Below are 14,942 nucleotides of genomic sequence, written 5' to 3' on the forward strand. Positions count from 1 at the left end.
GACGCGGGTGCGGCCTAAAGGCTGCCCCCAAGGGTCACACAAAAGACCAGTTGAGGGGGCGGATCCGTTTCCACTTGGCACAGTTCTGCCAGCGTGCCGTCGGCCGGCTCGTGGGTGGGTGCGCTCCGGAACTAGGCAAAAACGGCCCGAAGATGACGAGGCCACCGGGGTATCTGACCCAATCCTCGGTGACATGTCCGATTGGTTCCGCCCGGTTGCGGCCGTTGACACCCCGATCCGGTCGCTCCTAGCGTGCTGCCTCGTAACCCGGCGGGACCCGATCCAATTGCCGGACACGGACAGTAATTCAAGGATCACTCGTCCGGCATGAATGGGGTGGACGGCAGCGCGATGAATTGCTTTTCTCTGCCCCCGCCGGTATTAGGGAGTGCGCGATGACGCGATCGCTGGTGGCTTCGGAAAACGCCGCTGGGGCGAGTGCGTCGGTCAATGTCGAGACGGTCGCGGCCAGTCTGCTGGTGCTCGCGCACGCGGGTGCCGCGCCGACCGTCACCGGTGAGCTGATCGATCCGGCGACCGGCCGGTCGGTGACCGTGTCGGCACCGTGGCGGGCCCGCCGGTCCGTCCTCGGCGCGCTCGTCGGCAAGCAGGTGGCGCGCCTCGGCGCCGACACCGCGATCCGGGTCGACCACGGCGACGGGCCGCACATCCTGGTCACCGGAGCGGACGTCACGCCGTCGGCCGACACGGCGCTGCTGGCCGGGCGCGTCGCGCGCGTCCTCGGGGCGGCGGACGACGTACCGGTCGGGGCGATCGACCTCTGCGGCGAGGAAGACGTGCGGATCGTCGCCGCCGCCCACCGCTCGGGCCGGGCCCCCGGCGACAGCGTGCCGGCCCTGGTCCGCGCCCAGGCACTCGCCCGGCCGCAGGCCACCGCGATCGAGGACGCCACCCGCAGCGTCAGCTACGCCGACCTCGTCGCGGCGGCCGACCGGTACGCGCACGTCCTGCGCGCGGCGGGCGTGGCGCCCGGTGACGTGGTCGCGGTCGGGCTACCCCGCCGGGCCGAGCTGGTGGTCACCCTGCTGGCCGTGTGGTCGTTGCGGGCCGCGTTCCTGCCCGTCGACCCGGGGCATCCGCGCGCCCGGCTGGACACCCTGCTCGACACCGCGGACGCGCGGTTCGCGGTGCTGGCCGATCCGCAGGCGGTGACCCGTGCGGGTTGCCAGGTGGTGGCGCCACCGGACGACGCCCCACCGCCCGCCGACGTCCCGCTTCCCGCCGGTGACCCGCCGACCGGCGACGGCCTCGCGTACGCGATGTCGACCTCCGGCTCGACCGGCCGGCCCAAGGTGGTCGGGGTGTCGCACGCGGCGCTGGCGCACTGTGTCGTCACCTTCGCCGACCTGTTGGCACCCGGCACCCCGACGGTGGCCGGCACGACGGCGCTCACCTTCGACATCTCGCTGCTCGAACTCTTCCTGCCGCTGGCCACCGGCGGCCGGCTGCTGCTGGTCGACGACGCGACGCGCCGGGACCCGGCCCGGCTGGGCGGATACCTCGACGCCGCCCGGCCCGACCTGATCCAGGCCACGCCGTCGGGGTGGCGGCTGATCCTGCCGCACCTGTCGGGCGACCTGACCGGGCGGACGCTGCTCTGCGGCGGCGAGGCGGTCACCGCCGACCTGGCCGCCCGCCTGGTGGACACCGGGGCCACCGTGTGGAACGTCTACGGCCCGACCGAGGCCACCATCTGGTGCACCGCCCACCGGCTCGACCGGCCGGTGCCCGACCCGGTGCCGATCGGCGCACCGCTGCCGGGCACCGTCGCCGTCGTCCGGGGCCGGGACGGGCGGCCGGTGCCGGTCGGCCAGATCGGTGAACTGCACGTCGGCGGTCCGCAGCTCGCCGTCGGATACCTCGGCGACACCGAGCGCACCGCCGCGGTGTTCCGGGACGACGAGTACCGCACCGGTGACCTGTGCGCCTGGCGTCCGGACGGGACGCTGTCGTACCACGGGCGCGCCGACAACCAGGTCAAGATCCGGGGACACCGGATCGAGCTCGAAGAGATCGAGACGTACGCCGAGCGTCATCCGGCGGTGACCCAGGCGGCGGCGGTGGTCGTCACCGCGGCCGAGGACGACCAGCGGCTCGTGCTGTACGTGCGGACCGGCGGGGACGGTCCGGCCGTCACCGACGCGGCGCTCCGCGAGCACCTGGCGGCGTCGCTGCCCGCCGCGTTGCTGCCGCAACGGATCGTCGCGCTACCGGAGCTGCCCCTCACGCCCAGCCAGAAGGTCGACCGGCGGGCGTTGCGGGAGGCGGCGACGGCACACATCCACCGTCGGGCCGGCTCCGAGGAGACGCCATCATGAAGGTTCTGGGCATCAGCGGGCTGCACAACAGCGTCGACTTCAAACGCCGCGAGCTGCCGGACCTCGACGCCCGCGAGTACCGGGTGGTGCAGGGCCTGGACTCGGCGGCGGCACTCGTCGTGGACGGTGTGGTGCGGGCCGCGGCGGCCGAGGAGCGGTACACCGCCGAGAAGGCGACCGGCAGCTTCCCGGCGCACGCGATCCGCGACGCGCTCCGGCGGACCGGGGTCACCCCCGACGAGATCGACGTCGTCGCCCACGGATTCGCCCACCGCGCCGCCGACCTGGACCTGTCCGACCCGTACCTGGCCGCCCGGTACGCCGAGGTCTACGACCCCGACGTGCAGCTGACCTGGCTGCGGCGGGAGTTCCCGAGCGTGGACTGGGCCGCGAAGCTGGTGCCGGTCCCGCACCACCTCGCCCACGCCGCGAGCGCCTACTACCCCAGCGGGTACGAGGAGGCGCTGGTCCTGGTCGCCGACGGGATGGGGGAGACGGAGAGCCTGACCGTGGCGGCGGGCACCGGCGGCAAGCTGGAGGTGCTGCACCGCATCCCGGCGCTGCACTCGATCGGCACGCTCTACGGCGTCTTCACCATGTACCTCGGCTTCGACATGATGATGGACGAGTACAAGGTGATGGGCCTGGCCGCCTTCGGTGACCGGCGGGCCCACTTCGCCGAGATGTCGAAGCTGGTCAAGCTGCTCGACGGCGGCACGTTCACGGTCTCCGCGCTGGCCGCCGACCGGGACCTGCGCGAGCGGGAGACGCACCGGGGCGTACTGGCCCTGCTCGCCGAGCGCTTCGGCCCGCCCCGGCAGCCGGGAACCCCGGTCGAGCAGCGGCACCGGGACGTCGCCGCCGCACTCCAGGCGGTGGTGGAACTCTGCCTGGTGCACGTGCTGCGGCACTTCCGGCGCGAGACCGGGCTGCGGGACCTGTGCTACGCCGGTGGTGTCGCCCTGAACTGCTCTGCCAACGGGGTGATCGCCCGCAGTCGACTGTTCGAGCGCATCTTCATCCCGCCGGGCGCGGGCGACGACGGTTCGGCCGTCGGCGCGGCGCTCTACGTGCAGGCCCAGCAGGAGCCGGCGACGCGTATCCCGGCGATGTCCATGCCGTACTGGGGCACCTCGTACACCGACGAGGAGATCGGCGCGGCCGTCGGGAGCCGGACCGACGTGGTGGTCCGGCACGTGCCGGAGCGGGCGCGGCTGCTTGCCGAGACCGCCGAGGCGCTGGAGACCGGTGAGGTCGTCTCGTGGTTCCAGGGCGGCATGGAGTTCGGCCCCCGGGCGCTGGGCAACCGCAGCATCCTCGCCGACCCTCGGGACGCGCGGATGCGCGACCACATCAACGCGTTGATCAAGCGCCGGGAGGACTTCCGTCCCTTCGCGCCGGTCGTCACCGAAGAGGCGGCGTCCACGTACTTCGAGATCGAGCCCGGCGACGAGCAGCGGTTCCGGCACATGCTGTTCACCACCCGCACCAGGTCGGAACACCGGGACTCGCTGGGCGCGGTCACCCACTTCGACGGCACCGCCCGGGTGCAGGTGGTCACCCGCGAGGGCAACCCGCTGCTCTGGGAGCTGCTGACCGCGTTCGCCGACCGGACCGGCATCCCGGTCCTGCTGAACACCTCGTTCAACCTGCGCGGGCAGCCCATCGTGCGGACCCCGGAGATCGCCGTCGACACGATGCTGCGAGGCGGCCTGTCCCGACTGGTCATCGGGGCGTACACGGTCACGCCGCCGGACGCCGGGCAGGGGCGGCCATGACCGTCGAGGTCAGCCGGGACCCGTCGGTGGCGGCGACCCTCGCCGCCGACGACGAGGTGATGCCCGGCCTGTCGTTCCGTCGCGGCGAGGTCAGCCGGGCGCTCGCCGTCAGCGAGGCGGACCTGACCGCTCTCGCCGCCGACCTCGGCACCACCCCGGCGGCGGTGCTGGCCGCCGCGACGCAGGCCCTGGTGGCCGGCGACCGGGGCCGGACCGCCGCGACGACGGCGGTGGTCGGCGTGATCGTCGCCGACGCCACCGACGGCGTCGCCCTGCGCGCGGTGCACTGCGCGGTCGAACCGTTACTGCCGCTGCGGCGGCTGGCCGAGCGCACCGCCACGGCGCTGCCGGCGGCGGGCCCGGCGAGCGACGGCGAGGTACGGATCGCCGTGGTGCCGCTCGGCGCGCTCGGCGGCGGACTCGACCCCGGCGACGTCGCGGACCTCGAACACGAGATCGTCTGGTGCGACGCCGTCCTGGAGTTCACCGCCCGCGACGGGCGGCTGGTGCTGCGCTGCGACCACGACGAGGACCGGTACGGTCCGGTGAGCGTCGCCGCCCACCTGGACCGGCTCGACGGGATCCTGACCGCCCTGGTGGCGGGGAAAGGGCACCTGCCGGGCGCGGGCGAGACGGACGCCGTCGCGGTGGCCGTGGAGAGCCTGCCCACCGGCGAGCCGATCGAGCCGGCCACCCCGACCGAGCGACTGCTCGCCGCCGTCTGGGCCGACGTCCTGCACCTGGACCGGGTCGGCGCCGACGACAACTTCTTCGCCCTCGGCGGGCACTCCCTGCTGGCCGCCAAGGTCGTCGCCCGGACGACGGCCGAGCGCGGGGTGGCCCTCACCGTGGACCAGCTCTTCGCCCACCCGGTCCTCGCCGACTTCGCCGCGCTTGTCGACGCCGGTGAGCCGGCCGTCGCGCTGCCCGCTCTCACCGCGCACACCGGCGAGCCGGTGGTGTCGTTCGGGCAGGAACGGCTCTGGTACCTGGACCGGCTGCGGGACGGCTCGGCCCTCTACAACGTCCCGGTGCTGCTGCGGCTGACCGGAACGGTCGACCCCGAGCGGCTGCACGACGCCGTCCGGACGGTGGTGGCCGCGCACCCGGCGCTGCGTACCGCGCTGGTGACCGTGGACGGTCGTCCGGTCGCCCGGACCGCCGACCGGACCGAGATCGACTGGACCGTGGCGGACGCCCGCGCCGGAGGCGAGCGGGAGGGGCGGCGACTGGCCGCCGCCGGTGTCGCCCGACCGTTCGACCTGGCGCAGGCGCCGCTGCTGCGCGGCGGACTGGTCCGGATCGCCGACGACGAGTGGTTCTGCTGGCTCTCCGTGCACCACGCCGCCTGCGACGGCTGGTCGCTGGACATCCTGCTCGCCGAGATCTTCGGTAAGGAAGGGCCCCCTGCTAACGCCTCGTGCATAGCAGGGGACCCCTCCTCACCGGCGCCGACGTACGCCGACTACGCCGCCTGGCAGCGCGCGGTGCTGACCCCGCAGGTGATCGCCGACGAGGTGGCCTGGTGGCGGCAGCGGCTGGCCGGTGCACCGCGCCTGTTGGAGCTTCCCGCCGACCGCCGTCGCCCGCCGGTCGCGAGTCACGTCGGTGCGACCCTGCGGCACCGGCTGCACCCCTCGACGGTGTCGGCGCTGCGGGCCGCCGCGAGGACCCACTCGGTCACCGTCTTCGACCTGCTGGTGACCGCGTACCTGCTGCTGGTCGGCCGCTGGTCGGGCCGGACCGACGTGGTGGTGGCGACCCCGGCCGCCGGGCGTCCGCTGCCCGAGCTCGACGACCTGGTCGGCTTCTTCGTCAACACCGTCGTGCTGCGGGCCGACCTGGGCGGCGCGCTGACCTTCCTGGACCTGGTCGACCGGGTACGCGCCGTCTCGGCCGCCGCCCAGGCACACCAGCAGATCCCGTTCGCCTCCCTGGTGGACGCGCTCGATCCGGACCGCGACCAGAGCCGGGCACCGCTCGCCCAGGTCGCCTTCGGGATGAACCAGCACGCCCGGGGCCGCTGGGAGTCCGACGGCCTGGTCGCCGAACTCGACTCGGTGGACACCGGCACCGCGAAGTTCGACCTCACCCTGGCGGTGGTCGACACCGGCGGACCGGACCTCGGCGTCGAGGTCGAGTACGCCACCGATCTCTTCGACGCGTCCACCGCCGAGCGGTTCGCCACCGGGTGGACGGTGCTGCTGGAGCGGCTGCTCGCCGACGTCGACGCCCCGGTCGCATCGGTGTCCGCGCTGCCCGCCGAGGAGGAGCGCCGACTGCTGGACTGGGCCGGGCAGGCCCGCGACTACCCCGCCGGGTCGACCGTGGACGCGCTGGTGGCCGAGTGGGCCCGGTCGTCCCCGGACGCGGTGGCCGTGGTGGACGGCGAGGAGTCGGTGTCGTACGGGTCGTTGGTGGCCCGGGCCGACGCGCTGGCGGCGCGGTTGACGGACCTGGGGGTGGGGCGGGGCTCCCTGGTGGGGCTCTGTTGTCGGCGGTCGGCCGATCTCGTGGTGGGGATGTTGGGGGTGTTACGGGCCGGTGGCGCGTACGTGCCGTTGGACCCGGACCATCCGGCGCAGCGGTTGGGTTTCATGCTGGCCGACACGGACGCGCGGGTGGTGGTCGGGCATCGGGATCTGCTCGACCAGCTCCCGCTCGGTGACCGGCACGCCGTCACCCTGCCCGAGGCCGCCGAGGCGGTCGCCCCGACCGCCGGTGCCGAACCGGACCGGTCGGCGCGTGGCGGCGACGACGCCGCGTACGTCATCTACACCTCCGGCTCGACCGGCGACCCGAAGGGCGTGGTGGTGCCGCATCGCGGCATCACCCGCCTGGTGGGTGGAGCCGACTACGTCGAGCTGACCCCACGGACCGTCCTCGCCCAGCTCGCCAACGCCAGCTTCGACGCCATCACCTTCGAGGTGTGGGGTGCGCTGGCCAACGGCGGGCAGGTGGTGATCGTGCCCACCGAGACGGTGCTCTCCCCGTCGGGGCTCGCCGCCCTGCTGCGTACCCGGTCGGTGACCACGGTCTTCATCACCACCGCGTTGTTCAACGCCACCGTCAACACGGTGCCGGACGCCTTCGCCGGCGTGGACCAGCTCTACTTCGGCGGCGAGAGCCTCGATCCGGGGACGGTGGGCCGGGTCGTCGAGGGTGGACGGGGTCCGGCGCGGCTGCACAACATCTACGGCCCGACCGAGGTGACCACCTTCGCCACCTACACCCGGCTGACGTCGCGACCCACCAGCACCGGCGCCATCGGTACGGCGATCGGGAACACCTGGGCGTACGTGGTGGACGACGCGGGTCACCTGGCCGGCGTCGGCGTCCCCGGCGAACTGTGGCTGGGCGGCCCGGGAGTGGCCTGGGGGTACTGGGACCGGCCGGGGCTGACCGCCGACCGGTTCGTGCCGGACGGCTTCTCCGGCCTGCCGGGTGCCCGGTTGTACCGGACCGGGGACGTGGTGTTCCGGCGGCCCGACGGGTCGTTGGAGTTTGTCGGCCGCGCCGACCACCAGGTGAAGGTCCGGGGTTTCCGGGTCGAGCTGGGCGAGGTCGAGTCGGCGCTGCTGGCGTACCCGGCGGTGGCGTCGGCGGTGGTGGTCGCGGCGCGGTCCGAGGGCGTGCCGGTGCGCCTGGTCGGCTACGTGGAGCCGGTGGCGGGTGCCCCGGTCAGCGTGGCGGAGCTGCGCGAGTTCCTGACACAACGGCTGCCGGAGTACGCGGTGCCGTCGGCGTTCGTGGTGATGGACACGCTGCCGCTGACCCCGAACGGCAAGATCGACCGGGCGGCGCTACCCGATCCGGACACCGACCAACGGGTCGACCAGGCCGCCTTCCGTGCGCCGACCGATCCGCTCGAACAGATCATCGCCGAGACCTGGGGCGAGGTGCTCGACGTCGCCGAGATCGGCCTCGACGACAACTTCTTCGGCCTCGGCGGGCACTCCCTGCACGCCGTGCAGGTCTGTGGCCGGCTGGAGCGCACGCTGCGTACTCCGGTCTCCGTGCGTCACCTCGTCGAACAACCCACCGTCGCGGACCTGGCCCGGCGCCTGCGCGCCGAGGGACCCGACGCCGGCCGGCTCGACCGGATCGCCGCCGTCGTCATGCAGGTCCGCCGACTCAGCCCCACCGAACGCGCCGCACGACTCGGCACCGCGTCCGCAACGAAGGAGAACACTGGTGACGACCACTGATTCCGCCGGATCGCTGGGGCCGACCGAGGACGACCTCATCAACCACCTGCTCGCGCAGGCGGGGATCACCGACACCACCGCCCGTGCGGTCATCGCCGCCACCGGTGAGCCGACGGTGCTGTCGCCGGGTCAGGAACGCCTCTGGTTCCTCGACCGCTGGCGGCCCGGACTGCCGCTCTACAACGTGCCGGTCGCCTTCGCGCTGACCGGCGCGGTGGACCCCGACGCGCTGGGCGCCGCCGTGCAGCTCCTGGTCGACCGGCACGAGTCGCTGCGGACCGCCATCGACACCGAGGTGGGCCGCCCCCGGCTGCTCCGGGCCGAGGCGGGCACGCCGGTGTCGTGGCGGGTCGACGACCTGCGCGCCGCCGGGACGGGAGCCGAGGCGGCGGCGCTGGACGCGGCGCGCGCCGCCGTCGCCGAACCGTTCGACCTGTCGCGGGCGCCGCTGCTGCGCGCCGGTGTGATCCGACACGCCGACGACCGGTGGCTGCTCTGGCTGTCGATCCACCACGTCGCCTGTGACGGGCAGTCGCTGGAGATCCTGCTCGCCGAACTCGCCGAGGCGTACCGGGCGCTGGTCGCCGGAACCCGGCCGCCAGCCCGGGACCGGTCCCTCGGCTACGGCGACTTCGCCGCCTGGCAGCGGGACCAGCTCGTCGGGGACCGCCTGCGCGACGGCGTCGAGTGGTGGCGGCAGCAGCTCGACGACCTGCCGCCGGTGCTGGAGCTGCCCGCCGACCGGGTCCGCCGTCCGGTGCAGAGTTACGCCGGACGCACCCGGCACGCCGAGCTGACGTCCGAGGTGGCCGATGCCGTCCGGGCGCTGGCCCGGCAGCGGTCCAGCACCGTCTTCGACGTCCTCTTCGCCAGCTTCGCCCTGCTGCTCGGGCGCTGGTCGCGCCGCACCGACGTGGTGGTGGCCACGCCGGTCGCCGGTCGGCCGGTGCCGGAGGTGGACGACCTGGTCGGGTTCTTCGTCAACACTCTCGCCGTGCGGGTGGACACCGCCGGCGCGCCGACCTTCGCCGACCTGGTCGGCCGGGTCCGGGCGGCCTCCGCCGACGCGCAGGACCACCAGGAGGTGCCGTTCGCGGCCCTGGTGGAGGCGCTTGCGCCGGAGCGCGAGCTGGCCTGGTCGCCGCTGGTGCAGGTGCAGTTCGTGCTGCAACGCCAGGATCCCGCCGGGTGGCGGCTCGGCGACGACGTCACCGCCACCCCGGTCGGCATCGACACCGGGACCGCCAAGTTCGACCTCACCCTGCTGGTCTACGACGCCGGCAGCGGCGGCATGCGGGTGGAACTGGAGTACGCCACCGACCTCTTCGACGCCTCCACCATGGACAGATTCGCCGCGCAGTGGTTCACGCTGGTGCAGCGGTTGGTCGCCGACGCGGACCGGTCCGTCGCCGAGGTCTGCGGTCTGCCGGATCAGGAGCGCGACACGATCGAGGGTTGGTCGGCCATCATCCGGACCTGCCCCGTCGACGCGCCCATCGGCGACCTGGTCGCCCGGCACGCGCGGCAGCGCCCCGACCACGTCGCGGTGCTCGACGGCGAGACCCGCACCACGTACGCGGAGCTGCTGGCCGCCGCCGACGCGGTGGCCGCCACCCTGCGCCGGGCCGGTGTCGGCCGGGGAGACATGGTGGGTGTCTGCTGCCGCCGCTCGACCGACCTGGTGGTCGGGATGCTCGGCGCGCTGCGGGCGGGCGCGGCCTACGTGCCGCTGGACCCCAACTACCCGGCCGACCGGCTCGACTTCATCGTGCGTGACAGCGGCCTGCGGGTCGTCGTGGCACAGAGCGACGCGATCCCGGCCGACCTCACGCTGCCCGAGGACGTCCGCACGGTGGCGATCGAGCAGGCGGTACGCGCCGACACCGCCGACGCCCCGGACCTCGTCCCGCCGACGGTCGACGACCCCGCGTACCTCATCTACACCTCCGGCTCGACCGGCTTGCCGAAGGCGGTCATGGTCTCGCACCGCAGCGTGCTGCGGCTGTTCGCGGCCACCGAGGAGCAGTTCCACTTCGGCCCGCAGGACGTGTTCAGCCTCTTCCACTCCGCCTCGTTCGACGTCTCTGTCTTCGAGGCGTGGGGCGCGCTGACCCACGGCGCCACGCTGGCGGTGGTGCGCTACTGGGAGAGCCGCGACCCGGAGGCGTTCTACGAGTTGGTGGAGCGCGCCGGAGTCACCGTGCTCAGCCAGACACCGGGGGCGTTCCGGCAGTTCGAGGCCGTCGACGAGCGGCGTCGGGCGGACCTGGCCGTCCGGGTGGTCATCTTCGCGGGCGAGGCGCTGGACCCCGACGCGGTGCGTCGCTGGTGGACCCGGCACCCGGAGACCAGCCCCGAGATGGTCAACATGTACGGCATCACCGAGACCACGGTGCACACCACGTACTGCCTGCTCACCGCCGATCTGCTGGCCGAGCGGCACAGCCCGATCGGGCGGCAGGTGGCCGACCTCAGCCTGCACGTGCTGGACGAGTACGGCCGGCCCGCCCCGATCGGCGTACCCGGTGAGCTCTATGTCGGCGGTGACGGTGTGGCACACGGCTACTGGCGTCGGCCGGAGCTGACCGCGCAGCGTTTCGTCGCCGACCCGACGACCCCCGGCGGTCGCCGCTACCGCAGCGGTGACCTGGCGACCTGGCGTCCCGACGGCACGCTGGAGTACCTGGGCCGCCTCGACCACCAGGTCAAGATCCGGGGCTTCCGGATCGAGCCGGCCGAGGTCGAGGCCGCGCTGCTGGCCCACCCCGCCGTCAGCGCCTGCCTGGTGGTCGCGCACGGTGAGCCCGGCACCGAGCGGCGGCTGGTCGCCTACCTGGTCGCCGACGGCGACCTGACCGTCCCCGAGGTGCACGAGTTCCTCGAACCGACGCTGCCCAGCCACATGATCCCGTCGGTGGTGACGGTGCTCGACGCATTCCCGCTGACCGCCAACGGCAAGATCGACCGGCGGCGGCTGCCGGAGCCGGGCGTCGACCGGCCGGCGCTGGCCCGGCCGTACGTCGCGCCCCGCAACGAGACCGAGCAGGCCCTCGCCGAGATCTGGGCGACCGTCCTGGAACTCGACCAGGTCAGCGTCGAGGACAACTTCTTCCACCTCGGCGGCGACTCGATCCGCAGCGTCCAGGTGATCGGCCTGGCCCGCGCCAGGGGGCTCGACTTCTCGTTGCAGCAGCTCTTCCAGCGCACCACCATCGCCGCGCTGGCGGGGGAGGTCACCACCGCGCAGGCCCCCGCCGCCGAGCGGCAGCCCTTCGCGCTGATCTCCGAGGCGGACCGGGAGCGGCTGCCCGAGGACGCGGTGGACGCGTACCCGATGGCGGTGCTCCAGGCCGGGATGATCTTCCACATGGAGGCCGACGAGGGACGTCGGCTCTATCAGAACGTCGACAGCTTCCACGTCCGCGCGCCGTTCGACGAGGCACTGATCCGGCGGGCCATCGGGCAGATCGTCGACCGGCACGACATCCTGCGGACCTCGTTCCACCTCAGCGAGTACAGCGAGATGCTCCAGGTGGTGCACCGCGAGGCGGACCTGCCGATCGAGGTGTACGACGTCCGCGAGCTGGACGAGCAGGAGCAGGACCGCCGTATCGTCGAGGTGATCGAGGGGCTGCGCGACGTTCCGTTCGACCTGGCCCGGCCGCCGCTGTGGCGCTTCGTCTTCCACTGGCGCAGCGCGGAGTCCTTCGAGTGGACCCTGGTCGAGCACCACGCCATCCTCGACGGCTGGAGCCTGCACTCCTCGATCACCGAGATCCTGCAGCGCTACATGGAGCTGATGCGGGACCCGTCGAGCAGCGCCGACCCGAAGCCCGCCTCGACCTACCGCGAGTTCGTCGAGGCCGAGCGGGAGGCGCTCGCCTCGGCGCAGGAGCGGGAGTTCTGGGCGGCGCGGGTCGGGCAGGCCAACCGGCTCCGGCTGCCGCGCTGGCCGCAGGGCGCCGAGGTGGAGCCGCTGCCGCAGGCCGAGCCGGCTCCGGACGAGCAGCCGCTGCTGGAGTGGGAGCTGCCGCCCGGGCACTCCGACTTCTACCGCTGGCTGGAGACGAAGATCCCGGACGACCTCTGCGCCGGGTTGGAGCGGGTGGCCGCCGGTGTCGGCGTACCGCTGAAGAGCGTGCTGCTCGCCGCGCACATGCGGGTGCTGGCCCACCTGACCGGCAGCCGTGAGGTCTCCACCGGGATGGCCTTCAACGGCCGTCTGGAGGTGCTCGACGGCACCGAGTCGCGGGGCCTGTTCCTCAACTCGTTGCCGGTCCGGGCGACCGTGGCCGGTGGCACGTGGGCGGACCTGATCCGGGCGATGCTCGACGAGGAGAACGAGCTGCTGCCGCACCGCCGCTTCCCGATGGCGGAGATCCAGCGCCTGGCCGGCGGGGAGTCGTTGTACGAGTCGCACTTCGTCTACAACCACTTCCACGTCATGCGCGGCCTGGCCGACCGGGACGTCCGGATCGTCGACCCGAAGATCAACTCTTTCACCACCATGCGGGTCGAGCCGACCAACTACCCGTTCGTCTGCGGCTTCCTGCGCGACCCGGGGGCCAGCGGCCTGCTGATGGGGCTCGACTACCACACCACCGAGTTCTCGCCGGAGCAGATCCGGCGGGTACGCGGCTACTACCTGGCCGCGCTGCGCTCCATCGTGGCCGACCCGAACCGGTCGCTGTCCGAGGTGGACCTCACCTCGCCCGCCGAACGCGCCCAGATCGACGGGTGGAACCGGACCGACCGGGAACAGTCCCCGGAGCTGACCGTGGACGCGCTGGTCGCCGGCTGGGCGCAGTCGTCGCCGGACGCGGTCGCGGTGGTCGACGGTGAGCTGTCGCTGTCGTACGCGTCGCTGGTGGCCCGCGCGGACGCGCTGGCGGCCCGGCTGGCGGAGTCGGGCGTGGGCCGGGGCTCGTTGGTGGGCCTGTGCTGCCGGCGCTCCGCCGACCTGGTGGTGGGCATGCTCGGCGTGTTGCGGGCCGGTGGCGCGTACGTGCCGCTGGACCCGGACTACCCGGCGCAGCGGTTGGAGTTCATGCTGACCGACACCGACGTGCGGGTGGTGGTCGGCCACCGGGACCTGCTCGACCAACTCCCGCTGACCGGCCGCGAGACCGTCGACATCACCGACGTGACGGCGTCGCCGACCGGCCGGGACACGACCACCGTCCCCGGAACGGTCGCCGAGGACGCCGCGACCCTCATCTACACCTCCGGCTCCACCGGCCGGCCCAAGGGCGCGATCGTGCCGCACCGCGGCATCGTCCGGCTGGTCCGTGACACCGACCTGATCCGGCCCGAGGAACTGCGCGCCGTCGGCCAGGTCTCCAACGCCTCCTTCGACCCGCTGCTGATCGAGGTCTGGGGGCCGCTGCTCAACGGCGGCCGGGTGGTGGTGGTCCCCACCGACGTGGCGCTCTCGCCGCCGCGCTTCGTCGAACTGCTGCGCCGCGAGCAGGTCACCGCCGTCGCGATCGTCACCGCGTTGTTCAACTCCACGGTCAACGAGATCCCGGACGCGTTCACCACGCTCAAGCAGGTCTACATCGGCGGCGAGCGGATCAACCTCGGTGCGATCGCCGCCGCCGTGCAGGCCGGTGGGGCCCGGATGAACAACATCTACGGCCCGACCGAGGTCACCAGCATCTCGACCTGCAACCCGCTGTCCGAGGTGCCGGCCAGTTCCGGCGCGATCGGTGCGGCGATCACCAACACCACCACGTACGTGGTGGACGAGTGGGGCCGTCCGGTCGGCGTGGGGGTCCCCGGTGAGCTGTGGCTGGGCGGCCCCGGTGTGGCCTGGTGCTACTGGAACCGGCCGGGGCTGACCGCCGACCGGTTCGTGCCGGACGCCTTCTCCGGGGTACCCGGCGCCCGGCTCTATCGGACCGGGGACGTGGTGGCCTGGCGTGCCGACGGGACGCTGGAGTTCGTCGGCCGCGCCGACCACCAGGTCAAGGTCCGGGGTTTCCGGGTCGAGCTGGGCGAGGTCGAGTCGGTGCTGGTGGCTCACCCGACGGTGGCCTCCGGGGTGGTGCTGGCGCTGCGGTCCGGCACCGGCCCGGTACGCCTGGTCGGCTACGCGGAGCCGGCGGCCGGTGCGTCCGTGAACGTGGCGGAGTTGCGCGAGTTCATGGCCGAGCGCCTGCCCGAGTACGAGGTGCCGTCGGCGTTCGTGGTGATGGGCACGCTGCCGCTGACCCCGAACGGGAAGATCGACCGGGCGGCGCTGCCGGAGCCCGACCCCGAGCGCCCGGAGACCGCAGGCGCGCATGTGGCGCCGCGCGACGCCCTGGAGCGGGAGGTGGCCGCCGTCTGGGCGGACATCCTCGGCGTCGAGCGGGTCGGCATCGGCGACAACTTCTTCGCCCTCGGTGGGCACTCGCTCCAGGCCGTGCAGGTGGCGTTCCGCATCCGCACCACGTTCGGGGTGGACCTGGAACTGCGCCGGATCCTCGAGGCGCCGTACGTCGAGGACCTGGCCAAGGCCATCAACGAGGCGCTCGGCGAACAGGACGACCTCCTCGCCGAGGCGCTGGAGAGCGTCGAGTCGATGTCCGACGAGGACGTCCGGGCGCTCCTGGCGAATTCCTAGACGGCCACCG

4 protein-coding genes are annotated in these 14,942 nt (G+C 73.3%); all 4 read left to right on the forward strand.

Annotated features, from left to right (window positions below; all coding sequences use genetic code 11):
* The first annotated feature begins 395 nt into the window (after nt 1–395).
* The 4 genes from ACZ31C_RS23425 to ACZ31C_RS23440 are packed head-to-tail and all read left to right on the forward strand — an operon-like array spanning nt 396 to nt 14,932.
* Nucleotides 396–2,339, forward strand: a complete 1,944-nt coding sequence (locus tag ACZ31C_RS23425; RefSeq protein ID WP_465797079.1) for an amino acid adenylation domain-containing protein — start codon at nt 396–398, stop codon at nt 2,337–2,339.
* A complete protein-coding gene (locus ACZ31C_RS23430) occupies nt 2,336–4,117 on the forward strand; it encodes a carbamoyltransferase family protein (RefSeq protein WP_465797080.1) in 1,782 nt (593 codons plus the stop codon). Before ACZ31C_RS23425 ends, ACZ31C_RS23430 begins: the two co-directional genes overlap by 4 nt.
* On the forward strand, nt 4,114–8,325 hold the full coding sequence (locus ACZ31C_RS23435) for an amino acid adenylation domain-containing protein (protein ID WP_465797081.1): 4,212 nt from the start codon (nt 4,114–4,116) through the stop codon (nt 8,323–8,325). Before ACZ31C_RS23430 ends, ACZ31C_RS23435 begins: the two co-directional genes overlap by 4 nt.
* Entirely contained in the window at nt 8,312–14,932 is a 6,621-nt protein-coding gene (locus tag ACZ31C_RS23440) for an amino acid adenylation domain-containing protein (RefSeq protein WP_465797082.1), read from the forward strand. The genes ACZ31C_RS23435 and ACZ31C_RS23440 overlap by 14 nt, the downstream gene beginning before the upstream one ends.
* Nucleotides 14,933–14,942: the final 10 nt, after the last annotated feature.

The sequence above is a fragment of the Micromonospora sp. NPDC023869 genome (genome assembly GCF_055559695.1).

Coding starts and splice junctions, on each gene's coding strand:
- ACZ31C_RS23435 (WP_465797081.1), top strand. CDS start 4,114: ATGACCGTCGAGGTCAGCCGGGACCCGTCGGTGGCGGCGACCCTCGCC.
- ACZ31C_RS23425 (WP_465797079.1), top strand. CDS start 396: ATGACGCGATCGCTGGTGGCTTCGGAAAACGCCGCTGGGGCGAGTGCG.
- ACZ31C_RS23430 (WP_465797080.1), top strand. CDS start 2,336: ATGAAGGTTCTGGGCATCAGCGGGCTGCACAACAGCGTCGACTTCAAA.